This window comes from Aliivibrio sp. A6 (assembly GCF_028765505.1).
Taxonomy (GTDB): Bacteria; Pseudomonadota; Gammaproteobacteria; order Enterobacterales; family Vibrionaceae; genus Aliivibrio; species Aliivibrio finisterrensis_A.
In genome coordinates, this window is sequence record NZ_JARACR010000004.1 from 134,252 (window position 1) to 158,943 (window position 24,692).

Genomic DNA, 24,692 nt, shown 5'->3' on the forward strand with positions numbered 1-24,692 from the left:
GAAACGTACAATCCGTAGGGGCATTAAGTGTCTCATACCGTATTAGTAATATGAGTAATGATTTGTTTTGTGATAAGTAACGCAGAAACAAAGTGATATGGGACTAAGGAAGATCGCTACGCTTCCTAATGATTTAGATAATATATTATTAACTAAAAGCCCTTTTTACGACGATACGAGGACTAGCACCAAATGACCGTACTCTAGATGAAATGACTTTGGTTTGTCTCTTACACAAGTAACTGGCTCTATACATTAAGCTATCTAGCTGGTCTTCATAATAAGGTGACTTACCATCAATGTAATAACTACCATTCTTAGGGAAGTGTACTAATCCTGATTCACTCGCTACCGCTTCACCTAATGCACTAAACCACGCTTGCTGTATTCGATTCGCTAATGTTCCTACTACACGATAATGGCCTAATAAGTGATAAGCGTCTTTGTTAAACAGCAATAGTAAATGGTAGTGCTCTAGTTCGTTCTCTGTGCCTATTTCTCTCGCCCATACATAACGTAGGGTATTAGGGTAAATACGAGTACCTAGCTTGCTACGCTTTGATTCATAGGCTTTGAGTTGTGCTTTAAGTGAACTAATAAAACGAGTCATTAATCTAGACTGATTGATTAGCTCATTATCTGGTAAGTGTAAATCTACTCTTAATGCAAAGACTCTTGTGTAGTCGTCTAGCATATCCTGAACAGTATTATCTAAAGTAGTTAGGTATTGATAATTTAAGCCTTCGCCTTGGTTATACAGTGAGTATGGATATGATTGATTAGTCATGTTGTTATTCCTTCAAAGTTAGTCTCAAAGGAATAGTTGAATAGATTATTTTTTATTGGTGATAAGGAGTAACGTTAATCAAATGAGTAATGAGTATGTGTTGGTTAGGATTACTAATGAGGTATCAGTAGGTAGTATGGTTAGTGTGTATTACTAAAGAACAATGGTATTTATGAGAGAGTATGTATAGTTAAGAGAATACTGTAATAAAGAATATATATAATATTATATCCAACACTACACGAATGTTGTTACTTAAAGGATGTTAAGGGCATTAATCAAAAACACCCTAGACATTCACAGGATAGTAGAAATGAATTTACTCTGACGTTAGGTGCACTTCCATGTGGTCAAATTAATCCTACAGTCATACTTTCTAGCTTCTTTTTTTGATACTAATGCTAATATTGAATAAATCCGATACCCTTCAGTATCTCTCAGGCTTACCACTAGGTCATAAGAGTTACGGTTTATTCCATTCATCACAATAGTGCCGAAACCAATAGCAATATTCTTTATTTCATTATTTTCATATTTAGGATGAGAAATCAGTAAATGCTTAACCTTAACGGCTATCGCTATCGAATGAGTAAGTAAGAATTCGATTAAGTAATGTGCCTCTATAATAAGATCATCTTTAATCTCAGCCCCCCCAAAGCAGAATTTATTAAAAGAATCATTTGTCACAAGTACCTCTTCTAAGTATCGTGTTTTTTCTTCTTTATCTTTAGGTTTTCTAACATCATAAATATATTTCATAGAAAAAAGACTTCTAGCAGTTAAGAATGCTTTCATTCTTGGATCATCTAGAAATTGGCAATCTGCTACTGTTAAATCATCTAATTCACCCCAATATTGTTTAAGAATAATTGAAATAAGACATTCACACTTATTGATGAGGATTCGAGTTATATCCATATATCGATCTGCATCATCACCAAACAGATGTAGCAAACTCTTGCGTTCACCATCTTTTAATTTTTTAATAAATGGAATAACTTGCTGCATGTCCCTAGTCATCAACTTAACATCATATAGCACCGAGTTACTTTCAATCTCGATTTCTTTTTCTACTATTTCCCCCTTCCCTTGTAACTTACCTATATTCAATACGTAGTTATTTGATACTTTCCCAAATAATTTACGCCCTGTTCCCCCTCTACTGTCCACAAGAATGTACTTAACTTTATTTAAAGTTTTTAACTGAGATTTTAAACGGTCAGCAGATATCCCACCCATCATTTTTCTAATTTTGGTTTTACTCACCCCCTCAACGGAACCAGAAGAATCAGAGTGGATTAATAGAATAATTAAGAGCAAGAGATTTGACACGCTCAAGTCACATTCATTTTTCACACCATCTACCGTAGACTTCCTTGTTAACAAATCAACAACTGTAAAACGATGAACATTGCCATACTGTCCGTTATCAAAATCAGAACTAAACTTACTTAACGAGACTGAATCAAACTCACAACACCGTACTTTTGACCGTCTTATTTTGGCTAATTTATTTTTAGGTAACGACAAAAATTTCGATACTTCCGAACAAACAGTTCTTGTCACTCCATACTTACTAACAAGCTGTTCTACTGAAATGTCTATTTCTTTGCTTTCCATGCTGTACTCATAGAGCAAGCACAGCAACAAAAAACGCCCTTCAGGGCTAAGCCCTTCCGTTTCAGCCAATATATAACCAATCAAATTACAATTAAAATCCATACATACACCCTGTCAAACCTAAATAATCAAGTACTAGTTTTAATAGATACTAGTTAACATGGAAGGCTTGTATAATACCTAAAATAAGTTTTTTAAAAAGGGATATACAACAATGAACAACACGCTAACTGACTTTGATTGGAACGATAAAGGTGATAGAGCATGGTTAACAGAGTACTTCCTAGACAGTACTCGAAAGCTAAAATCTGATATTTCAATACCTAACATAAAAGGAACTAGAGAAGCAAAATCACAAGAACTGTTTGAGCTGTTTTTTGAGAAACTTCAAGGTGGCACTGAACACGATAAGAAGATCAGAAAAAATGTAATGTCTGCTTGGAGGAAGAAACTTAAACAACGTAAAAATCACAAACAGATTAACATAGAACTAACAAGTGACGAGTATGATAAGTTAATCTCTCTAAAAGATCTTAAAGAACTTGAAGGTAAAAAAGCCACAATCAAAGATACAATTCTTGATTTAATTTACAATGAATATGGTGAACATCAAGATATAAGACAGGAATTAGAGAAAGAACTCCGAAAAGAAATAACACAAGAAATGAGAAAGAAAGCACGAGCAGAAGTGCCAAAAAGAAGTGTTAAATCACCTGTAGAAATAGAGTCTATTTCTAATAATCATCAAGCAGAACAAATCGAAGATAAGGCACAAGTAGAAAGCCAGATAATTGCAAAGATAGAGGCTCTTAACAATGACACTAACGCTAGGTTTGAGAAGTTAGAGTCTATGCTATCTGGCCTTATCATACCTCAAGAGCAACATAATATAGATGCTCCATTAAAATTAGAACTCGTAACAAAGACATTTACTGAGTCTAATGCTAACACTGTAATTGATGCTATAAATAGAATACATAAAACAATCAAATATAATAAAATAGACCCTAAATCTCACACAGTATTATCAAGCTGGATTAAAAAAAATGAAATTGACGTATCTGAAGAAGAGGCATTACATGCAAAAAAATGGCATACTGAATGGGTAAATAAATCGCAAGAAACAAAAAATAAATGCAATATTATTGATGAGTTAAAAAACATCAACGCACCAGAATCGGTTAAAGCAATAATAATTACTCATGCCACTAATATTTACAATGAGTTATTAAAGTTCTATCTACAAACAGATGTTCAAATATGCAACATTGCAAATGAATGGGAAAATATCGAATCTCTTATTCATAAAAGTAAAGGGGATAAATGGCTTAAACCGTTAAGCACAATGAATAATCATTTCAAGCAATTAATGACTTCATATTTCAATACCATTGATGTTTCCACAGAAATAGAATCATATGGTGCATTCTCCACAGGAAGTATTTCCATTACACTTACAGATTATCATATCCTCGCTTTAGTTCCATGGTCTCTAAGTACAATAGGACTGACTTCCTGTGATTTATCTAATACTCTTTCAATAACGAACTCTAAGCACTCAGCGTTAACTGAAGTAGATAAAGTAGTACGAGATATAATGAAGAAAAGTGAAAAAGTGAAAACAAATGATATTCAAATTCTAACAGCCAATGATGAATTAATTAACATTGGTATTTCAATGTTTGAGCCAGAGTCATATTTCCTGTATATAGATCCAGCAATAGATTCTAAGATGAATTAGACCTTATAACACCTACAATTAGATATCGATAATCACAAATAAGGTAACAAAAACACCTGATGTATTCCAAAACGTATTCCAAAAATAAAATCAATACGACTTATCATTTATAAAACAAAATGATACAACATAAAATCAGATGACCCCAGCCCACCAAACGTTTGGAAAAGCCCAACTTCGAAAGAGGTTGGGCTTTTTTGTGTCATAAGACCTTCAACCTGCTCGACTTGCTTATTCATGATTTATCCTCAGAGCCAAACCAAAATTCTAAATCATCGGTATCATCTTGCAGATCGCTTTTATTTAGGTCAACAGAACTTTCAGACACTTGATTAGAAGGAGTTTTGGTACCTTTAGGTGTAATAGATAGTTCTAAGTCTAGTCCTTCTAAGACCCTGAGCAAGGTTGACAGCTTTACATCGCTACCAGCTTCAATACGCTGATACTGCTGTTGCTTCATGCCAATCCGCATGTACATATCTTTTTGCTCGATACCCAGTTCTTTGCGTTGCTCAATCAGCAATTTTGAAATTTCAACAATACTCTTCATCATTTACTCCAGTCGACGCTGATATTACGACAAAATTATATACAACACTTTAGTTGTAACCCAAAGAGATAACAACTTATAAGTTGTAATATTTAATAAAAACAACCTTAAAGTTGTTTTTATTAATATGGAACGAAGGGGGCTTATAAAGGGGTGCAAAGTTGATTGGGCTTTGTATTAATAATAAAGCTTTTTAATCAATTAACACCAATGAATCTAAAATACCTTTGCCGCTGTGGATCCCACCTTCGTTTTCACTGGCAGGTTTACTGCGAATTAAATACCCTGCATAACCTTCAAATTCGGTCACTGGTTTACCCTTGTAATACGCTGTAAATAAGCCAATTTCACTCACCAAATCATCCACCATAGTTTGTTCACCATCACGAACGGCAATGGTTGGCGTATCACGCTCATGTGGATATAAGCGTTGCATTAACGCCCAAGCATCATATTCTTCTGGTGCTAAGTGATTTAATTTTTCCGCTATATCCTGACCAAAAATACAATGCCCACCACCTTCTCCTTGGTTTTTTAATACCCACTCATTTTGAATCGCTTCTGTTTCAAACCATTTAATCGTTTCAACATTAATGGGTTTCATCTCTGCCAAAACACTCTTCACCATTTTTGCCTCTTCAAGGCTTAGACCCCACCGTGCATATTCACTTTCTGGCATCATGGTTAATAGCATTTGCATTGTTTTACTGGTCGCTAATTGCTGACTGATGGTGGCATTCACGGCGACATGATGCTGCTCGATAAACAATCTAATTTGACTTAATGTATGGCAGCACACAGGCTCATTTAATTCCGGTGCGAAATAATCTTCATATTGATAACCCGCTCTTAAATACACAACATCAATGGCACCGACATTTTCTAATAGTAAGCGCTTATTCTCACCACTAGAAAGTTGAGTACTTAACTGCTCAAAGGTGCGTCTTACTGTGCGTATTCCTTGTTTCTGCAGTTCAACTTCAAGTAAATGTTGGTCATAAACGTTATCTTCATTCTTTTGAACCACCATTAAAAACGTAGGTTTACCTTGGTCTGAAAAATCCGTTTTAATCGCTTTCGCAGTAGTTGCAATACCATAGGCCAATTGCTCCAAACCATGATTATCCGCTGGTACCGCGGAGCTGTCTTCAATCCATTGATTATAAGTATCAGGCCATTGATTTTTCATAAATGAGTGAAACTCTGCAGCACGTTGACCAAACGGCCCCATTCCTGCTGCGATGCCATTAAATTCAATGACTTTTGCGCCGTGCTGACGGTCATCCATAAAATCAGTTCGCATCAATAATAATGGCTTACGCTCGGCAATTAGTTTATTACCTGCATCACCATGCAATTGTTGATGTCGTGACATTAATAAACCAAAGAAAGGATCGGCTTTTGCCATATTGCTTAATGACGTTTGTAGGAAATCATGATCTTCAGAGACATTATGAATAAGCTTAGTTATCAATGGGGTCACTGCTAATAAATGATTATACACTTCGCGCTCAATACTCATTGGGGCGATACTAAATGGACAGTGTCGTGCTGTATTATCTGCTTGTCGAAAAGCCACACCGTTCATAATCGTCCACTCACAAGCGTCTTCAATAATTTGTTGAGAAACTAATCGTTTATTGTCTATATTCATTTTTATGACTCTTAAACTCAAGAATAAAGCCTCTTTATTAGCAATAAGATCATCATGTTCCTTTTGCTGGTCTGGCTCACTTTTACTATTAAATGACTCTATCTATTGAAGGTGTATTTCTTAAAAAATGCGAAAAATAAATAACTCGCTGATACCTGATTGTAATCGATAATCTCTTATATAAGCAAAAAGCCCAATATCACAAATGACATTGAGCTTTATAGTGTCTTTAATCCATTCATCAATGAGCGAATATTTTAAAATAAATAGAACTATTTATCCGATCTCTAATACCGCAGAAGCTATCGCAAAATAAATTAATACCCCTGAAATATCAGCAATAGAGGTTATCATTGGGGCACTAGCAGAAGCGGGATCTAAATTGAGTTTATGTAAACCAAAAGGAAGTATAGTGCCAATTAAGCTACCTATAAGCACAATCGCTATCATGCTTAAGCCAACGACCATCGCTATTTCATAGCCACCGCGATATAAACCTAAAAGGTAAACAGCGGCAGCCATACTCAAACCAAGTCCTAGAGCGACAAAGACTTCTCTGCCAAGCATTTTACCCCAGTCATTTGGTTTTACATCACCGGTAGCTAACGCTCGAACCATTAAGGTTGCAGATTGAGAGCCGGCATTACCACCGCTATCAATTAATAAAGGTAAGAAAAAAACCAACGCGACATAAGAGGTAATAATTTCTTCAAAGTAAGCAATACCCGCCCCTGAAAATACATTACCAAAAACAAGCAGCACTAACCAAAATACACGTTTCTTATAAAGCACGCCAATTGATGCATTTTTTATGCTGATACTAATGTCTTCAACACCAGAACCTTTATGCATGTTGTCTGATGTTTCAATATGTTCTGTGTCTGTTTTTTGTTGTACGAATTCCATAATACGTCTCCAGATCTGAAGACATATCACCCTCAGATCATCATGTAGAAAAAGAGTTAAACCACCAACTTGGGGGTTCCTGTTTACTGGTGTTCATGATGTGCTTCCTTGTATAAACAAGATGGGTTAATGGATAGCAGTAAAACTGCATTCAAAGACGGGCGGACTTTACCCAATAACAGCAAAAGATACCATTACGGTGTGTAAGGAGGTATTGCAAATAGGCCCTTCATTTACATTCAGAAATATGTCATGAGAAAAAGGTTATTTCCTGTTAAATAATAAGCGTTCAATACGTCCCACCTCATAAATGAGAACGCAATCGATACCTCCATTTGCGAAATAAGAGTTGAGCAATTACTCTATAAACATAATTACTCAAAAAGAGTTAACTCTTATGAAGTTTCTTTCACGTCTATTCCTATTAATAACAGCGACAGCTTCTCTTCCTAGTTTGGCTGCACTAGATGAGCATCCCATTATCTTGATTCATGGTTTTCAAGCTGGTCAACTTCAAACCAAGCCCGATCATGATGCGGTTATTGCTGATGGAAAAACCTACTGGCAAGATTTTTGGCTAGCCAAAGCCGATGAGCGTATCGACTGGCCTTCGCACGAACGTGTCGCAGGAAAGATCTCAAGCGATTATGTGTGGCCAAAATTAAAAGCTCTTTCTGAAAATAACACCTGTCAAAATGGCTGTATTTTAGTCACTCATTCTACTGGGGATCTGGTTGCTCGTTATCTATTAGACAATCAAGAAAACTGGCTCATCAATGCAGGGTTAACGCCGCTTAATATTATTGCGACCTTCGACTTTGCCGGTGCAGGTGGTGGCTCTGAGCTAGGCGATATGGCGATTAATATTTCAGAAGGCAGTGGCGTATTAAATGCCCCCTTAAAATATGCAATGTCATTATGGTTAGGTGAAACACCTAGTGTAGGAAATACCGGCGTACTTAATGATTTAAAAGTTACCAATGCACGTCAATTAGCCCCTTTACCTGATAACCGAATTCCTCGCATTCGCTTTGTCGGTAAAGGCAGTGACTATTTTGGATCAACCAGTGGATTTTTACCGGGTAAAGATGATGGCGTGGTATCAAGCCATTCTTCTTGTGGTTCAAGTCAATCTGGCTCATTTACAAGTTGCTCAACAACTCTCGCTTTTGATGGAAAAATAGAAAACCAACCACAAGCGGTGACTAATTTTATGCCTTATCATTACCCACTATTAATGGGGGATAATTACAGCCATAGCGGATTAATTGGCACAAAACATCAAGGTAAAGTAACGGCCGTAAGCCAAGAAAAAACATTGCTCGATGGTACAATCATTAAAGTAAGTACGACAGATTCTACTTATTGGTTAAGCGGCAATACATATCGTTACGTTGATAACTCAAAAAATGAAAGCATGTCTGAACTGGTTAGTGATTTATTGTGATGAATAAAAACGCTTTATTTATTGGTGCGCTGCTGGTGACTTCAGCGGCGACCTTTCATTGGATAATGCAGGATAGCACCGCCCAAACGATGGTAGGAGAGCATTCTTCAGTAAAAACTCACCAAAAAATAAAAGCAGCTTCAGAAAAGCAATTAAAAAAAGAAGTCGTGCAAACAAAAACAGACCTTATCTCTCTACAAGAACAAGATGAGGCACTGAAGGCTTTACCGCAAGAACTAACCAAACAGTTTGGCTTATTATCTAAAGCTTACGCCGCTGATATGATTTATCCTTCTTACTCAACGCCACTGCTTTCTAACGATAAAAGTTATCTTGAGCCCAATCACTTCAGTGAAGTTAAGATCCCCGTATTAGATGGGGCTCATAAAGCTTCCCTCTCTTTGGATAAATATCGATTTTCTTACCCTGAGCCTATTACCGTCACTCTCAATTCAGATCTCGCGGTTGATCATATCGAGTATGAGTTATTAGACCCAGAAACTCGAAAATCCCTCACAACTCAATATACACAAGAGTTAACTACTGAGTTTTCACCTCAAAAAGAGTGGCCTCAAGAGGTTAGAATTAAAGCGGTAATCTCTTTTGTTGATGGAAAGGACACTCTGACTACCGATATTCAATTTTCAAATCCAGTGGCTTATGTTAACTCAATAGAGCCGCCTTACTCTGCGGGAAGCGATATGATATTACCGCTTAACGTTGAAGTGAAAGAGTCCGGTAACTACCGAATTAGAGCCAATTTATTTCAAACCAATGGAAAGCCGATTGCTTCTTTGAACAATAAAGAAAAACTCTCTCAAGGTGATGCTGTATTTGAACTAAAAGCACACAGTTCAGTACTTAAAAATGATGTGACAGAGTTTGAACTACGAAATATCACGGTTGAAAAAATGTCTGATTTTCCAGGAGAGAAAACGCGTTATGGCACAAGTCGGAAAACCGTATTTACTATTTCATCTTTTGATATTTCAAGTTTAAGTGATGAGCCCTATCAAATGTCAGAACAAGAAAAAGAACGCCTGCGATTTTTAAATGATATTGCTCAGCAATAAAACGAAAAAAGCCCGTTATTCTTTAATGAAAAGAATAACGGGCTCATGCATTTTTTACTTATAGTAGAGTATTATTGCTTGTTTTTCTTCCCGTAATTAAGCGACTTTTTCTGCTTTTACCGTGATTTCTGGCGTATTGAAATGTTCTTGTGATGCGATAAGTTGCAGTTCATACGCACCACGATTGAAGGTTTCTTGCATTACCGAATCAACCGCAGCATTAGTACGTTCAAACGCATCAATTGGAGAGTAACCCGCCATTAAGTTGGCAAGCATTACGCCACTAATTAAATCCCCTGCCCCTACTGGCTGACGCTTAGCATCAAAGTCATATAAAGGACGAGAAACGTGGTAGCTACCTTCTTTGGTGGTTAATAGCATTTCAAAGCGATCTTTTTTAATACCCGCACGACTCAAGTGTTTTACCACCACCATCTTAACGCCCTGCTCAAGCAGTTGATTATTCGCTTCAATCACTTGCTCTAAGGTGCTGATCGTCATACCGGTTAAACTTTCTAACTCTAATAAGTTAGGCGCAATAATATCTGCTGATGCAAGTGCGGACTCTTTAAAGAAAGTGGTCACTTCTGGTGCAACAATGCAGCCTTTCTCAGGATGACCCATTACTGGATCACAGAAGTAAATTGCGTTTGGATTGTCTTTTTTTATTTTCTGAACCGCTGTGATGATCTCTTGACCTTGCGCTGCTGATCCTAAGTAACCACTTAACACCGCATCACAAACATGAGTTGCTTCAATCGCTGATAGACCATCAACCAATTCTGAAATGTGGCCAGCAGGCATGGCGATGCCTTTCCAACCTTGTTGATATTGTGTGTGATTTGAAAACTGTACCGTATTAATAGGCCATACTTCCATTCCCATTCTTCGCATTGGAAAAACCGCAGCACTGTTGCCTGCACAACCAAATACCACATGAGACTGAATGGAAAGAATACGTTTCATAACATCACCATAATTTTAAATAGAGTAAGGGCTTCCGTGCCCTAAAATAAACGATATTCCTTCAAAACCCTAGGGCTTAATCTTCTTTTAGAACTTTCACTGTGTAACTGCCATCTTTTTGAGCATATACACCGTGAATATCCGTTTCAAAGCCTGGGTAATGTGCGCCGATAGCACATAGCATTTCTAAGAAATCAAGTACTGGACGAGACTCAGCCGTTACCATTTCACCTGGAAGTACTAGTGGAACCCCTGGTGGGTAAGGAAGGATCATATTGGCACTTACACGATTAACCATTTCTTCCAGTTTCACTTCCTCCACATTACCGCGTAGCTCTTCTTGCCATGCTGCGTGTGGGGTTACTTTAAGCTCAGGTAATACGTCAAACGCTTTGAACATTAGCTCTGGTAAACGGTATTGACGAGTTAAGTCATGAATGCCTTGTGCCAGCTCTTGAACTCGCATGCCTTCGTAGAAACTTGGATCTTCGTTGTACAGTGAAGGAAGGAAGTTTTTCACTGTTAAGTTTAGATCAAAGCCACGTTTAAAGTCAGTTAATGCACGCAGTAATTGCATTGCTTTTGATTTATCAATACCGATAGAGAATAGGAACAATAGGTTATATGGACCCGTTTTCTCTACTACGATACCGTGTTCATCTAAGTATTTAGCAACGATTGATGCAGGAATACCTGTCTCGCTCATTTCGCTATTTTCGTTCATTCCTGGAGTTAATAGCGTTACTTTGATTGGATCAAGGTACATGTGATCATCATCGATGTCTTTGAAACCGTGCCATGTATCTTTTGGATCCAGTTTCCAACATTCTGTTGTATCGATGTTTTCTGGTTGCCATACATCAAAGAACCAGCTGTCACTTTCACTTTGTAGACGTTTGATCTCTTTACGGAAACGAATCGCACGATCAATTGAATCTTGGATTAGTTTCTTACCTGTATTACCACGCATCATTGCCGCAGCGGTTTCAGTTGATGCAACAATACCGTATTGAGGTGATGTTGATGTGTGCATCATGAACGCTTCGTTGAATGATTCTTTATCAAATTCACCTTTTACGTGGATCATTGATGCTTGAGAGAACGCAGCCAATAATTTATGAGTTGATTGTGTTTCATAGAACACTTTACCCGGCATTGCTTCGCCACTCATACCACACTTACCTTCATAAATTTTGTTGAAGTTAGTGTAAGGAACCCAAGCACTGTCGAAGTGAATGTATTTAGTATCTAGCGTTTCTTTGATGTATTGAGTGTTGTACAACAGACCATCGTAAGTTGAGTTAGTAATAACTGCATAACCTGGCATGGTTGCGTTTGGTGTTGCTGCTACTTTTTGTTCAATCACTTCACGAGTGAATTCACTTTGTGGAATGCCACCTAAAATACCGTAAGCGTTACGCGTTGGGCGGAAATAGATAGGCGTAACATCACTCATCATCATCATGTGAGTTAGAGATTTGTGACAGTTACGGTCAACAAGTACTGTGCTTCCTGCAGGTGCTGAGTACATACCTACAATTTTGTTTGATGTAGAAGTACCGTTAGTTACGATGTAAGAGCTGTCTGCATTAAAGGTACGAGCGATGTACTCTTCAGCTTCTTTATGAGGACCTGAGTGATCAAGTAATGAACCTAGTTCAGGCATTGAGATTGATACATCCGCTTTAAATGCGTTTGGACCGTAGAAATCATAGAAGATGCTGCCAGCAGGACTTTTTTGGAAAGCCGTGCCGCCCATGTGACCCGGAGTACAGAAGGTATATTTGCCTTCTTCTACGTATTTGAATAATGCCTTAGTAAAAGGAGGCATGATTTGGTCTTTGTATTCTTCTGTCGCTTGATTGATTTTCAGTGCGATGTCGTCAGCCATATCTAGGGCATATTCGAAGAAATGTAGATTTAGACGTAAATCAGTTAATGAAATATCTAATGTTGAATGTTGGTTTGCAAATGCATATAGCGGCAATTTTTCATTCAACGTATTAATTTCAGTACATAGGTCTAGTGAGTACTTATCCCAATCGAATAACACACCACAAATACGTGGGTTCATTTCAATCATTTTATATAGATCTTGTGCATCTACTGGGTAAACCACTTTATAGCCTGCTTTTTCTAAAGAAGCATGCAATTCGCGAACTGGCTCTTCTTTAAAGAAAACACCTGAGTGATTTAGGATAGCAAAAATATTCATTTTATATCTCCAAGACGAAACAAGGCGCTCCCCATCTTTTTGATGGTGAGGTAGTGGAGCGCCTGAGGGTAAAATTATTAAGTTGGTAGCGTTAAGTGTTTACGCTATCGAGTGACATTAATGGGCAGCAGCTTCAGTGCTTACGTGTTGCTCTGATTGTTTCAGACCCATTTTTTTTGCGTAGAACATAAGGATGACAAGTGACACGATAAAGGTTGCAGTTAGTGTTGCACCCTCTGCACCAGCCAGTGCAATCATGCAGAATACACAAGCAATACCAGAGAAGAACATGGTAAAGCCGCTGCGTGTTGTCATACCTTCGAATCGAATTAAGTTAATGCTTGAGTAGAAGTAAGGAAGCATTGTTAGTAGTACAGCATCAGTCGTTAACTGATTAAATAAATCCGCAGTGTGAGCTGATTGAGAACTGAACACAGTTAACGCAATCATTAGTGCTGTCATTTTAAGTGATGCTAAGACTAAGCCTTTTTTAGCAACACCGTTTTTATCAGTTTCACCGTAGATTTTAGGGAAGTTACCATCGTGAGCGGCACGTTTACCTGCTTCACCAACTAACATCATCCAAGAACCCAGTGATGTGAAACATGCTAGGGCTGTAAATGCCGCAACAAATGGGGCTGACCAACTACCGAAAATCTCAGTGGTTGCTAGAGCAAATGGCGCACCTGATGCTGCAACTTCTGCTGCTGGGAACATGCCACTGATTACTTGAGTTGATAGGATATAAATCACACCCGCAATCGCTGTACCTAACATTGTTGCTAGAGGAACGGTGCGTTTTGGATTTTTTACCATACCAGATGATACCGCTGCTGATTCAACACCAACAAAAGACCATAAACAGATAAGCACAGCACTGATAATAGCGTGGCTACTTGTGCCTGAAGATACATTCCAGTTTTGGTTATATAAAGCAGGATCAAAGTGAGTCCAACCCACAAGACCAGTCCCCACAACAGGAATAAGGATAAGACCTAAACCTAAAGTACAAAGACGACTTACCCAGCTACCACCTAGTAAGTTAACTAAGGTAAATAACCATACTGATGCAATCGTCGCGGCAGCTGCAGGGATAGGGTCATTCAAAGCAGGGAAGAAAACAGATAGGTAAGAAACGCCAGTAATAGCAATGGCTAAGTTACCAATCCAGTTTGCGTGGTAGTAAAGGACACCGGTTTGGAAACCAAATACAGGAGAGACTTCACCTGCATAAGCAATTGGGCCACCTTCTTGAGGGTTTTTCGTTGCTAAGCGGGCAAAAACAAACGCCAAACTTAATGCACCCACTAAACAGATAATCCAACTAAAGATGGATACTGAGCCAACTGCCGCTAATGAAGAAGGTAATAGTGCAATACCACTCCCCATCATGTTGCCGGCAACAACACCCGTACAGGCAATTAAGCCAATTTTTTTTGTATTCGATTCCATAACATCTCCAGGGATTATCGAATGGGCTCTATTATTTAGCCCGTGATGCGAAATTTTATTTAAGAGGGCGAGATGTTATTTAGACGGAGCATGCAAACTCTGTTGGGGTAAATACACAACATCCCGCTCGAATGTTGAGATGAAGATTACGCCCAATGAATCGAAAAAAAATAAGGATAAAATTATCAATAAAATAATGATAAAAAAATAAAGAAGAAAACTGATAAGCGAAGATGGCCAAAATTAAATTACGATTACTTTCAATAAGTTAAAATTTCAACTTTAGATTTAATTAAAAAAAACAAAAAATATAAACCTCTAATATTGATAAGAATAAGGGTTTATTTATGACCTTTATCTCTTCGTTATAAAAATACTAACCAACTAAAGACCCGTTTTTTTTCATGGTTAATTGAGTGAGAAAATTTCAATGAAAAAATTGTAAATATTTATCGCCACACGTAAAAAAAGTACGACATATTGTTTCATTATGATTGACTAGCTAAAGTCGACTGAACTATATTAATCGCCGCAAATCCTTAGCAAACGATATTTTATACAACTTTATAACAAAGTTACTTATATTTCTTAAAGATTGGCATTTCGTTATCCATTGTTTAGGAAAAATAAATTAACGATTAATAATAAGGAAATTTCATGACAAACACAGATTCAACGCTAATTGAGTCAATGAACGAGGCGTTAATGTCTGTCATTGGCACTATCAATGGCCTTCTTTGGGGACAAGTCCTCGTTTATCTTCTTGTTGGTGTCGGCATCTACTTCACGGTACGTCTTGGCTTTATTCAACTACGCCAGCTTGGTCACTCAGTTAAAATCTTACGCAGCGGTCAAGAGATCGACAGCGGAATCAGCTCTTATCAAGTATTTTGCACCTCTATGGCAGCTCGCGTGGGAACGGGTAACATGGCAGGTGTGGCAGTCGCTTTAACCGTTGGTGGCCCTGGTGCTATCTTCTGGATGTGGGTTATCGCTCTATTTGGTATGGCGACAGCATTCATTGAATCGACACTGGCTCAAGTATACAAAGTGAAAGACGTTGACGGTCAATACCGCGGCGGCCCTGCTTACTACATGGAAAAAGGCCTTGGTCAACGCTGGATGGGGACACTTTTCTCTATCTTCTTAATCATCGCTTTTGGTTTAGTGTTCAACGCGGTTCAAGCAAACACAATCACCGATGCTCTGAATCACTCATTTGGTTTTGATAAAACTATCATGGGTGTGGTAATTGTTGCGGTTTCTGGCTTCTTTATCATGGGTGGTTTACGTCGTGTTGCTAGCGCATCATCGAAAATCGTTCCTGTAATGGCAATTGGTTACCTTGCGATTGCACTAATTATTGTAGTGATGAACATTACTGAAGTTCCTGCAGTATTAACGCTTATCGTTAAGAGTGCATTCGGCTGGCAAGAAGCGGCGGCAGGTGGTGTTGCATACACTATCGCTCAAGCAATGCAATCTGGTATCGCTCGTGGTCTATTCTCAAACGAAGCGGGTATGGGTTCTGCTGCTAATATCGCAGCAAGTGCAACACCAAACCCTAACCACCCTGCATCACAAGGTTTTGTGCAAATGCTAGGTGTTTTTGTTGATACGTTAGTTATCTGTACTGCTTCTGCTGCGATGATTATGCTTTCTGGCGTAATGGACCAGCCAGATGCTGCTACGGGTATCAGCCTTCTTCAGCAAGCACTAACTAACGAGTTAGGCGGCTGGACAAGCTACTTTATGGCACTAGCTATTCTTCTGTTCTGTTTCACTTCTATCATTGCAAACTACAGCTATGCTGAAACAAACGTAATGTTCTTGAACGGTAACTCTAAGAAGGGCTTATTTGGCTTCCGTCTGTGTGTGCTAGCAATGGTTATGTTCGGCTCAGTAGCTTCTCTGCCTGTCGTATGGAACCTAGCTGATGCTTCTATGGGTATGATGGCGCTAATCAACATTGTTGCTTTAGTTCTACTGTCTAAACTAGCAATCAAAGTTATCAAGGATTACGAAGTTCAACTTAAAGCAGGTAAAACGCCTGAGTTTGATAGAACTAAGTTCCCTGAACTTGATGACCTAGACGGTGCATGGCATCCAAAGAAAAAGAAAGCATAATCTACTTTAGATAACCTACTTTCATAAAAACAAAAAGCCCGCCGAACATAAGTTCGACGGGCTTTTCTTATTTATACCAATCATCCCAGTAAACGAACTTCACTTGGATTAACCGCTCGATACATAAAATAAGCGACGGTCTCTAAGTCACTATAGAACGCAAGATTTTCACTTAACATATAAGTTTCAAGAGACGTATCCATAAAGAAAGCTCTGCTGTATGCATCTCCTGCTTTATCTAAATTCCCATTCAACTCTGCTAACTTCCCTTCTAGTATGTATGAGAATGCGGACTCTCTATGCTTAAATGCCAAGGTTAAATATTCAGCTGCAACCTCTTTGTTATCTTGCTTAATTGCTATCATTGCTAGTGCTTCATAGATACGAGAAGGCAACACCTCTTCATTTAACGTCGAATAACGTAATGCTAGGTCCTGACTTAACTTTTCGATCTTAGTGGTATTATCATCGAGATCCAATTCAGGATTTAACGCAGAGAAAGCATTATAAGCAATGTATAACTCTGAAAGTACATAATCATTATTTGGCTCAGCTAACGAAATTTTCTCTAATAAATCAATCCCTTGTTCAAACTCTGCGGGATCAGACTGATTAATAAAATGATTCGCTCGAATAAGCATTTCAAGTAAGCCATGCTCTTTCGGTAAACCAAGCATCAATCTATCCATCTCGGCTTCTGTTATTTTGACATTAAGCGCGCTCATTAAATCTAAAGAAGACTGACGTAATACATGCTCAAGATTTGCATTAGTCATTAAATATTGACGGCTAAACAGGACTCGATTTGAAGTATTACTGCGATACTCTACATCCAAATACGTTTTATTTTGCTGCTCCTCAACACGAACATTCACCGCTTTCCCAGGCAATATCCCAGTGGTAAAAGTCGTTTTGTTTAATTGAACGCGATAGTCACCAATGCTTGCTAAATCAGCCATTAATTTTTGGCTTATTCCATCAGCGAGAGACTCAGTTTCATTGTTATCATTTCGACTAGTATGAAAGGTAAATTCAATTAAATCAGTATCAATAGCTTTGGTAATATGTGTTGATGTTTGTTGATAGGTCACAGAAAAGATAACGGCTATTAATACAAGAATTAAAAAACCATCAAACGCGAGTAGCTTCCAACGATGTAAGCTATTAAAGCTTTCACCTTGTTTTTTCTTTTCACTATTTACGTGATCTGAAATTGCCGTTACAGAACGAGTAAGTGGCGCAGCGGGAAAAGGCAATACACTCTGCGATTCTGTTTCTTGGTGTTGATGTATGTCTTGCGAATCACCATCTGATGACACTACGTTCTCTAACGGTAATTTTGCACCATCACACGGCTTCCAATATGGGGTATCTTCAAGACGAACCTGATGAGTTTCAGCAACCAGTTTATACCCTCGTTTAGGCACAGTGACTAAATAGCGAGTATTGTCTAATCGACCATCACGTAATATTTTTCGTAGCTCAAATACTGATTGCGTTACGACTTGGTCAGTGACAAATGCACCATCCCAGACGTGCTTAATCAGTTCATCACGACAAAATACTTCCCCGGAATGCTGGGCTAAAAACTGTAATAAGTTGACTAAACGAGGTTCGACTGAGACTTCCCTATCTTGGCGATACAACTTATTTTCTTCAATAACTAGTGTCCAGTCATTAATTTGAAAACAGATCCCGACCATAAGATACTCATAATTAATTAGGTATTAATATAAAACGAGTGAAATAAACGCCTCAAAAATAATAATCTTTAGCGTGATATTTACGTCTATATAAAATGAAAAATTGATTATAGATAACCCTAACTCTCTTTTATATGAGATTTCCCTTTCAAAAATGAAATCTTAGGATCCAAGCAAAGGAGAACGGTAAAAAATAACGCCAATAAATTATAAGATCATGATTTTCAAAATAAAAAAATACCAGTCTATAGAGCCAAACGTTGTATGATTCACTATTGTTTTTTTATCCACTCGATTAACAGTTCGGTTGTTAGTATGAATGAAATTCATCCAATATGAATACAACATAAATAGGATATAAATAGATTAGGAAATCTCAACTCATCATTTTTTATACATTTAAAATAATAAGGATAAATAAAAGCTAAAAAATTATTAATATATCCACCAACTAAGAGAAATGGATCTCCGCATACCTTAAGAAGAAAACAAAAAATAAACGGTTGACCTACAGTTAAGTTGAGGTTTTAAAGTGAACGGACATTAACAAGATAAGTCAATGACAAGGAGTCTCTATGACACGATTTGAACACGCAAATATCACAGTACTCAACATCGATGCCGCTACTGCTTTTTTGCTAAATGCAGCACCCGACTTTCGTATTAAAGTAGATAATACATTTGATGATGGGCGTCGCTGGGCTCATATTGGTAATTCCCACTGCTATTTTGCTCTACAAGAGCCACATGAGATGAATAGTTCGGAAGACACGCGCCATCCATATCAAAACATAGGGATTAATCATATCGGCTTAATCGTTGAAGATTTAGACAAAATCCAAGAGAAACTGCTGGCTTTAGGGTATGAGCAGAATGGAGAGATCATGCGAGAGAAGCATGGCAGACGCTTATATTTTTATGATAAAGCACACTTTGAATGGGAATTAGTCGAATACAGTAGTGATAAAGAAGAAGAACGCTATTTCTATGAGTAAATAATAGGTTATCCGTACTTAAATAAATGCAAAGGAGCTAATGCTGAGATTAGCTCCTCCTTGAGGACGGTTCGGTGTTATGTATTTCGATTAAGAATAAAGTGAGTACTTCCTAACCCTAACATCATGGCAAAAATGAATATAACAACATCACCATTTCCAAGGCCTAAACTTGATACCGCAGGCCCAGGACAAACTCCAGCAATCCCCCAACCTAGACCAAAGATGGCTGCACCTGATAGTAATTTCGCATCAATTTTTTTGCTGGTAGATAAACAAAATTCTTCAGCATTGAGTGGTTTTGCTTTTGATTTAATCAATAGAAAGTACGCAGGCATGAACACCAATAGCGCCCCTCCCATTACAAACATCAAGCTTGGATCCCAGTGACCAGCGACATCTAAAAAGCCAATCACCTTTGCAGGATCAGCCATGCCAGATATTGCCATACCTAAACCAAATAGAAGGCCAGAGATAAGCGCAACTAAACGAAACAATACATTATTCATAACCATCCCTTAGTAAAGTACATGCAATCGAACAAACACAGTTATCGCTGCAACAAACATGAAGACTACAGTGGCAACCATTGAGCGAACGGATAAACGCCCAATACCACAAATACCATGGCCACTTGTGCAACCATTACCTAAACGAGTACCAATACCCACCAGTAAACCTGCAACAATAAGCATACTGATTGAAGTTTGATATTCTTTTGGCACTTCCGCGCCTAAAAAATAAACCCCAACTAAACTACCACTTACCATGCCAATAACAAATAACCATCGCCATGCATAATCGCGTTTTTTCGGTGTCATTAACCCTGTAAGTACACCACTAATACCCGCAATTTTACCGTTAAGTAAAAGCAGTAACGTTGCAGATACACCTAGCAACATACCGCCAAATAAAGAGCTCCATGGAATCGTCATCACTACACCGTTCGGTTATTTATTAAACACATATATTTAGAATACGGTCCAAATTAATATTAGTCAACCCTTAATTAGTAGATGGTAAATTAATTATCACTAAAGTTGTTATTGATAAAAAATTGAAATGAACAAAACACAGCCTCGACACTCAAGAAGGAATAAGGTAGTTTAGGGGTATAGACGTATAGAATGCTACAGATAAAAAATAACTTAAGGATAAGTTGTGCCGATAAAAATACCAGATCAACTCCCTGCTGCTGAAATATTGCGTGAAGAGAATATCTTTATCATGCAAGAATCTCGTGCCACCACGCAAGCCATTCGTCCTTTGAAGGTGATCATTTTAAATTTGATGCCAAAGAAGATTGAAACAGAAACTCAATTTTTACGCTTACTCTCTAATAGCCCACTGCAAGTAGATGTAGAGCTATTACGCATTGATAATCGCACCAGTAAAAATACACCAACCGAGCATTTAGATACTTTTTATCGTCAATTTGAAGGCATTAAAAATCGTAACTTTGATGGACTGATCATCACTGGCGCACCATTAGGTTTAGTGCAATTTGAAGATGTGATTTATTGGGATCACTTACAAACCATTATGACATGGGCAAAAGATCATGTAACTTCAAGCCTCTATGTTTGTTGGGCTGCACAAGCTGGCTTAAAACTGCTTTATGATTTACCAAAACGTACACGTAAAGAGAAGTTATCCGGCGTGTATAATCATGATAATCTCGATCAGCACCACCCTATTTTACGAGGTTTCGATGATCAATTTTTAGCGCCTCACTCTCGTTACGCTGATTTCTCAGCTAAATATTTAAGCGAACATACTGATTTAGATATTCTAGCAACGTCTGAACAAGCTGGGGTCTACTTAGCAGCAACTAAAGATAAACGAAATGTGTTTGTTACAGGTCATCCTGAATACGACTCTTTTACTCTGCATAATGAGTACATTCGTGATCTTGGTGAAGGCATGGAACCAACCATCCCACTAAATTACTATCCTGATGACAATCCTGAACTCCCCCCTAAAGCAACGTGGCGCAGTCACGGACACTTGCTGTTTTCTAACTGGCTCAATTACTGTGTTTACCAACAAACACCGTACGATCTTGAGCATTTCTCAGAACAAAACTTCACTCGAGATTAATCTAATTTTGGGTATTAGCTCTTAGTTAATACCCAAACCCCAACATATGATAGCTAATACAATCCGATAGGTAGCGCCCATTTTTTCTTTTTTTGATAAAAAATGACCTTTCATTTAATTCAGATCAACCAAGCCTCTATTTATAAAACCAACAACAATCTAAATGAGAACTCGCTCAATTAAACCCCATGAAATATAAGGTATTAATGTCTGTAGTTGATTTTAATTATAAATAAAATTTATGCAGGTGGATCTATGTTGTATTTTGAATTTCTCTTTTTATTACTCGTACTCTATATCGGTTCCCGATTTGGTGGAATTGGCTTAGGGGTTGTCTCTGGGATTGGTTTGGTGATTGAAGTCTTTATCTTCAAAATGCCACCAACCTCTCCGCCAGTCACCGTCATGTTAATCATTTTAGCCGTTGTTACTTGTGCCTCTATATTAGAAGCGGCAGGTGGGTTGAAATACATGTTACAAGTGGCTGAGCGGATCTTAAGAAAGAACCCTAAACGCGTCACCATCATTGCCCCTTTTGTTACCTATGCAATGACATTCCTACTAGGTACTGGTCATGCTGTTTATTCTATTATGCCTATCATTGGTGATGTGGCATTAAAGAATGGCATTCGTCCTGAGCGCCCAATGGCCGCGGCTTCTGTCGCTTCTCAAATCGCTATTACAGCCTCACCTCTTTCTGCTGCGGTTGTGTATTATCTAGCACAACTAGTGGATATTGACGCTTCCATTACTCTAATGTCTATCTTACTGGTAACCGTGCCTGCCACGCTATTCGGTACATTAATGTTAGCGCTTTACAGCTTACGCCGTGGTAAAGAGTTAGAAGATGATGAAGAATACCAAGCTCGTTTAAAAGATCCTGTTTGGCGTGAAAAAATCTTAAATACAACATCAACTTCTTTAGATGAGAAACTACCAACAACAGCACGCAACGCAGTACTTATCTTTTTAGGTGCGATTGTTTCTATCGTTGTTATCGCAATGTGGCCAGAAGTGAGAACGATCACCGAAGGTGGTGCGCCAATCAAAATGTCTGTTGTTATCCAAATGATGATGCTGGCGTTTGGTGGTGTCATTCTATTGGCAACGAAAACCGATCCTCGTGATGTGCCTAATGGTGTGGTATTTAAATCAGGTATGGTTGCGGCAATCGCTATATTTGGTATCGCATGGATGTCTGATACGTATTTCCAATATGCGATGCCTCAGTTTAGAGCGGGCATTGTAGATATGGTTACGCTGCATCCTTGGACGTTTGCTTTAGCATTATTCATTGTATCTGTTGTAGTAAACTCACAAGCCGCAACGGCTCGTATGATGTTACCTGTTGGTCTTGCTCTAGGATTAGAGCCTGCCTTGGTGATTGGTTTAATGCCTGCGGTATATGGTTATTTCTTCATTCCGAACTACCCATCAGACATTGCAACGGTGAACTTTGATAGCTCAGGAACAACCAAAATTGGTAAGTACTACTTTAACCACTCATTTATGTCAGTCGGTTTAATCGGGGTAGTTTCTGCCTGTATACTTGGCTATGTATTAGGCCAAATAGTAATTGGTTAATTAAAATAGTCATTTAAAAAATAAAAAAGCCCATGCGTATTCTCATACTGCATGGGCTTTGTTTTAGCTTAAAGTAATTACATCGATAAACTAAAGAATAGACCCGCTAAACATGCACTCATCAAGTTAGCTAACGTACCAGCCAGTACCGCTTTAAAACCCATGTTCGCAACTTCAGCACGACGCTCAGGAGCCATCACACCAATAGAGCCTAATTGAATCGCAATAGAACCAATGTTAGCAAAACCACATAATGCAAACGTGATAATAACTTGAGTATAAGCAGATAATTGATCTTTATGTTGAACAAAGTCGATGAAAGCAACAAACTCATTCAGTACTACTTTTTGACCGATATAAGAACCCGCCATGATCATTTCATGCTTAGGTACACCAATGATCCATGCAACAGGTGCAAACAAGTAACCGAATAATGTTTGCAGTGTAATGCCCGCAAAACCAAACCATTCACCCACCATTTCTAGGCCACTGTTTACCATTGCGATAACACTCACAAACGCAATTAGCATAGTACCTACAGCAACCGCGACTTTCATGCCGTTCATTGCACCACTTGCTAGCGCATCCACCACATTACTTTGTTCACTCTTATCAATGGTTAGTTCATGCTGATCAACAGGAGTCGCTTGCTCTGGGACTAGAATCTTCGCCATTAATAAGCTACCAGGTGCTGCCATGAAGCTTGCTGCGATTAGGTATTTAAGCTCTACCCCTAAACCTGCATAACCGCCAAGCACACTACCAGCAACCGATGCCATACCACCCGCCATTACAGCAAACAGTTCAGAACGTGTCATTTGAGCTAGGAATGGACGAATAAGAAGGGGAGATTCACCTTGAGAAAGGAAGATGTTACCAGTTGCAACGAGAGATTCTACTTTACTTGTACCGAGGAATTTTTGAATTGCACCGCCAAGAATTGCGATGACTTTTTGCATGATGCCTAAATAATATAACGCGGAGATAAGAGCACTGAAAAAGATAATGATAGGAAGAACACGAATTGCAAAAATGAAACCACTGGAAGCTAAATCACCAAATAAGAAAGCAATACCTTCATCAGCAAAACCAAGTAGGCTAGCGACGCCATTACTTAATCCTGCCAATGCGGCCTGCCCCCATGGAAAATACAACACCAGAGCAGCAAAAGAGAGTTGTAATAAAAAGGCTCTAGATACGGTCTTCCAATTAATTGCTGAACGTTTCTCAGAAAATACCCATGCACAAAAGATAAGTGCACACATGCCTAATAGGCTAAATAAAATAGTCATAATTACGCCTATGAAATTTTAGAATAAAAAGAAGAAACAAAAGGGGTTGCCATCGTAGATGACGAGATCGGTGAGGAGTGACTACACCAAGAGGAAGTGATGATAGAAATAAGTATGTTCATTGATTACCCTTACAAGCTGTTTAACAGTAGCTGGTCCAAGTCCTTGGGGTCATTCACTGTTCCATGTGACGGCTTGTATTGGGGGTAGGAGTATACATAGAGCAGATTTAAAATCACGAAATATGTGAATTAAATCACAAATTTTACTTATCTGAAAAATATTCACAGCAAATATACACAAACTACAAAAACAAATGGTTACAAAAATAACGAAAAAACGCATTAACTACGAATATCACATAAGTTCATCAAGCCAAGCATGCTAGAGTTAATATAAAGAGCCCCCCAGCTATAAGGCCTCAAAATGGCAAATGCTGTCATTTTTCTTTTTCTATCAATACAAAAATGGAAGATGCCA

General features: G+C 38.2%; 20 protein-coding genes. 7 read left to right on the top strand and 13 right to left on the bottom strand.

Going from position 1 to position 24,692, the window contains the following annotated elements:
* Positions 1–148 precede the first annotated feature (148 nt).
* Entirely contained in the window at positions 149–787 is a 639-nt protein-coding gene (locus tag PVK70_RS04065; protein WP_130047790.1) for an inovirus Gp2 family protein, read from the bottom strand.
* 330 nt (positions 788–1,117) lie between these two features.
* A complete protein-coding gene (locus PVK70_RS04070; protein ID WP_130047789.1) occupies positions 1,118–2,509 on the bottom strand; it encodes a hypothetical protein in 1,392 nt (463 codons plus the stop codon).
* A 112-nt stretch (positions 2,510–2,621) separates the two neighbouring features.
* Here PVK70_RS04070 and PVK70_RS04075 point away from each other — a divergent pair, with 112 nt between their 5' ends.
* Positions 2,622–4,148 (top strand): hypothetical protein, encoded by a 1,527-nt coding sequence (locus tag PVK70_RS04075; RefSeq protein ID WP_130047788.1) that lies wholly within the window; start codon positions 2,622–2,624, stop codon positions 4,146–4,148.
* 107 nt (positions 4,149–4,255) lie between these two features.
* Here PVK70_RS04075 and PVK70_RS04080 read toward each other — a convergent pair whose 3' ends face one another.
* The 4 genes from PVK70_RS04080 to PVK70_RS04095 form a co-directional block, all read right to left on the bottom strand.
* Complete coding sequence (locus PVK70_RS04080; protein WP_274441271.1) at positions 4,256–4,387, bottom strand: hypothetical protein; 132 nt, start codon at positions 4,385–4,387, stop codon at positions 4,256–4,258.
* Entirely contained in the window at positions 4,384–4,701 is a 318-nt protein-coding gene (locus tag PVK70_RS04085) for a helix-turn-helix domain-containing protein (protein ID WP_242504767.1), read from the bottom strand. The genes PVK70_RS04080 and PVK70_RS04085 overlap by 4 nt, the downstream gene beginning before the upstream one ends.
* 190 nt (positions 4,702–4,891) lie before the next feature.
* Positions 4,892–6,352 carry a glutathione synthase gene (locus PVK70_RS04090; RefSeq protein WP_130047787.1) on the bottom strand — a complete coding sequence of 487 codons (1,461 nt, stop codon included), beginning with the start codon at positions 6,350–6,352 and terminating at the stop codon, positions 4,892–4,894.
* Between the two features lie 276 nt (positions 6,353–6,628).
* On the bottom strand, positions 6,629–7,258 hold the full coding sequence (locus PVK70_RS04095; RefSeq protein WP_130047786.1) for a magnesium transporter: 630 nt from the start codon (positions 7,256–7,258) through the stop codon (positions 6,629–6,631).
* A gap of 397 nt (positions 7,259–7,655) precedes the next feature.
* Between PVK70_RS04095 and PVK70_RS04100 the strand changes: the two genes are divergently transcribed.
* Together PVK70_RS04100 and PVK70_RS04105 are read left to right on the top strand one after the other, a co-directional pair.
* The gene (locus PVK70_RS04100; protein WP_130047785.1) at positions 7,656–8,705 is read left to right on the top strand and encodes a hypothetical protein; all 1,050 of its coding nucleotides are present in this window, start codon (positions 7,656–7,658) and stop codon (positions 8,703–8,705) included.
* Positions 8,705–9,778, top strand: a complete 1,074-nt coding sequence (locus PVK70_RS04105; protein WP_130047811.1) for a hypothetical protein — start codon at positions 8,705–8,707, stop codon at positions 9,776–9,778. The genes PVK70_RS04100 and PVK70_RS04105 overlap by 1 nt, the downstream gene beginning before the upstream one ends.
* Before the next feature lie 96 nt (positions 9,779–9,874).
* Here PVK70_RS04105 and pdxY read toward each other — a convergent pair whose 3' ends face one another.
* The 3 genes from pdxY to cadB form a co-directional block, all read right to left on the bottom strand.
* Entirely contained in the window at positions 9,875–10,744 is an 870-nt protein-coding gene (gene pdxY / locus PVK70_RS04110; protein WP_130047784.1) for a pyridoxal kinase PdxY, read from the bottom strand.
* A 76-nt stretch (positions 10,745–10,820) separates the two neighbouring features.
* Complete coding sequence (locus tag PVK70_RS04115; RefSeq protein ID WP_130047783.1) at positions 10,821–12,959, bottom strand: lysine decarboxylase CadA; 2,139 nt, start codon at positions 12,957–12,959, stop codon at positions 10,821–10,823.
* A gap of 117 nt (positions 12,960–13,076) precedes the next feature.
* Positions 13,077–14,411: a cadaverine/lysine antiporter gene (cadB, locus tag PVK70_RS04120; protein WP_130047782.1), complete on the bottom strand. Its 1,335-nt coding sequence runs from the start codon at positions 14,409–14,411 to the stop codon at positions 13,077–13,079.
* Between the two features lie 657 nt (positions 14,412–15,068).
* Here cadB and PVK70_RS04125 point away from each other — a divergent pair.
* On the top strand, positions 15,069–16,538 hold the full coding sequence (locus tag PVK70_RS04125) for an alanine/glycine:cation symporter family protein (protein WP_130044985.1): 1,470 nt from the start codon (positions 15,069–15,071) through the stop codon (positions 16,536–16,538).
* 80 nt (positions 16,539–16,618) lie between these two features.
* Here the strand turns inward: PVK70_RS04125 and cadC are convergent, their stop codons facing one another.
* Complete coding sequence (cadC, locus tag PVK70_RS04130) at positions 16,619–18,241, bottom strand: lysine decarboxylation/transport transcriptional activator CadC (protein WP_130047781.1); 1,623 nt, start codon at positions 18,239–18,241, stop codon at positions 16,619–16,621.
* 575 nt (positions 18,242–18,816) lie between these two features.
* Here cadC and PVK70_RS04135 point away from each other — a divergent pair.
* Complete coding sequence (locus tag PVK70_RS04135; protein ID WP_130047780.1) at positions 18,817–19,236, top strand: VOC family protein; 420 nt, start codon at positions 18,817–18,819, stop codon at positions 19,234–19,236.
* A gap of 77 nt (positions 19,237–19,313) precedes the next feature.
* Here the strand turns inward: PVK70_RS04135 and PVK70_RS04140 are convergent, their stop codons facing one another.
* On the bottom strand, positions 19,314–19,745 hold the full coding sequence (locus PVK70_RS04140) for a YeeE/YedE family protein (protein ID WP_130047779.1): 432 nt from the start codon (positions 19,743–19,745) through the stop codon (positions 19,314–19,316).
* A gap of 9 nt (positions 19,746–19,754) precedes the next feature.
* On the bottom strand, positions 19,755–20,171 hold the full coding sequence (locus PVK70_RS04145; protein ID WP_130047778.1) for a YeeE/YedE family protein: 417 nt from the start codon (positions 20,169–20,171) through the stop codon (positions 19,755–19,757).
* Positions 20,172–20,397: 226 nt separating this feature from the next.
* Here PVK70_RS04145 and metA point away from each other — a divergent pair, with 226 nt between their 5' ends.
* Both metA and PVK70_RS04155 read left to right on the top strand, forming a co-directional pair.
* Positions 20,398–21,336 carry a homoserine O-acetyltransferase MetA gene (gene metA / locus PVK70_RS04150; RefSeq protein ID WP_130047777.1) on the top strand — a complete coding sequence of 313 codons (939 nt, stop codon included), beginning with the start codon at positions 20,398–20,400 and terminating at the stop codon, positions 21,334–21,336.
* A gap of 255 nt (positions 21,337–21,591) precedes the next feature.
* Positions 21,592–22,920 carry an anaerobic C4-dicarboxylate transporter gene (locus tag PVK70_RS04155; RefSeq protein ID WP_130047776.1) on the top strand — a complete coding sequence of 443 codons (1,329 nt, stop codon included), beginning with the start codon at positions 21,592–21,594 and terminating at the stop codon, positions 22,918–22,920.
* A 77-nt stretch (positions 22,921–22,997) separates the two neighbouring features.
* Here the strand turns inward: PVK70_RS04155 and PVK70_RS04160 are convergent, their stop codons facing one another.
* Entirely contained in the window at positions 22,998–24,212 is a 1,215-nt protein-coding gene (locus PVK70_RS04160; RefSeq protein WP_130047775.1) for a NupC/NupG family nucleoside CNT transporter, read from the bottom strand.
* Positions 24,213–24,692 lie beyond the last annotated feature (480 nt).

What these genes read in the sequence shown, in the direction of transcription:
- PVK70_RS04075 (WP_130047788.1), top strand. Translation starts at nt 2,622, where the DNA reads ATGAACAACACGCTAACTGACTTTGATTGGAACGATAAAGGTGATAGA.
- PVK70_RS04085 (WP_242504767.1), bottom strand. Translation starts at nt 4,701, where the DNA reads ATGATGAAGAGTATTGTTGAAATTTCAAAATTGCTGATTGAGCAACGC.
- cadC (WP_130047781.1), bottom strand. Translation starts at nt 18,241, where the DNA reads ATGGTCGGGATCTGTTTTCAAATTAATGACTGGACACTAGTTATTGAA.
- PVK70_RS04100 (WP_130047785.1), top strand. Translation starts at nt 7,656, where the DNA reads ATGAAGTTTCTTTCACGTCTATTCCTATTAATAACAGCGACAGCTTCT.
- PVK70_RS04160 (WP_130047775.1), bottom strand. Translation starts at nt 24,212, where the DNA reads ATGACTATTTTATTTAGCCTATTAGGCATGTGTGCACTTATCTTTTGT.
- PVK70_RS04145 (WP_130047778.1), bottom strand. Translation starts at nt 20,171, where the DNA reads ATGACGATTCCATGGAGCTCTTTATTTGGCGGTATGTTGCTAGGTGTA.
- PVK70_RS04080 (WP_274441271.1), bottom strand. Translation starts at nt 4,387, where the DNA reads ATGAATAAGCAAGTCGAGCAGGTTGAAGGTCTTATGACACAAAAAAGC.
- PVK70_RS04095 (WP_130047786.1), bottom strand. Translation starts at nt 7,258, where the DNA reads ATGGAATTCGTACAACAAAAAACAGACACAGAACATATTGAAACATCA.
- PVK70_RS04090 (WP_130047787.1), bottom strand. Translation starts at nt 6,352, where the DNA reads ATGAATATAGACAATAAACGATTAGTTTCTCAACAAATTATTGAAGAC.
- PVK70_RS04155 (WP_130047776.1), top strand. Translation starts at nt 21,592, where the DNA reads ATGTTGTATTTTGAATTTCTCTTTTTATTACTCGTACTCTATATCGGT.
- PVK70_RS04140 (WP_130047779.1), bottom strand. Translation starts at nt 19,745, where the DNA reads ATGAATAATGTATTGTTTCGTTTAGTTGCGCTTATCTCTGGCCTTCTA.
- cadB (WP_130047782.1), bottom strand. Translation starts at nt 14,411, where the DNA reads ATGGAATCGAATACAAAAAAAATTGGCTTAATTGCCTGTACGGGTGTT.
- PVK70_RS04070 (WP_130047789.1), bottom strand. Translation starts at nt 2,509, where the DNA reads ATGGATTTTAATTGTAATTTGATTGGTTATATATTGGCTGAAACGGAA.
- PVK70_RS04105 (WP_130047811.1), top strand. Translation starts at nt 8,705, where the DNA reads ATGAATAAAAACGCTTTATTTATTGGTGCGCTGCTGGTGACTTCAGCG.
- PVK70_RS04125 (WP_130044985.1), top strand. Translation starts at nt 15,069, where the DNA reads ATGACAAACACAGATTCAACGCTAATTGAGTCAATGAACGAGGCGTTA.
- PVK70_RS04135 (WP_130047780.1), top strand. Translation starts at nt 18,817, where the DNA reads ATGACACGATTTGAACACGCAAATATCACAGTACTCAACATCGATGCC.
- PVK70_RS04065 (WP_130047790.1), bottom strand. Translation starts at nt 787, where the DNA reads ATGACTAATCAATCATATCCATACTCACTGTATAACCAAGGCGAAGGC.
- pdxY (WP_130047784.1), bottom strand. Translation starts at nt 10,744, where the DNA reads ATGAAACGTATTCTTTCCATTCAGTCTCATGTGGTATTTGGTTGTGCA.
- PVK70_RS04115 (WP_130047783.1), bottom strand. Translation starts at nt 12,959, where the DNA reads ATGAATATTTTTGCTATCCTAAATCACTCAGGTGTTTTCTTTAAAGAA.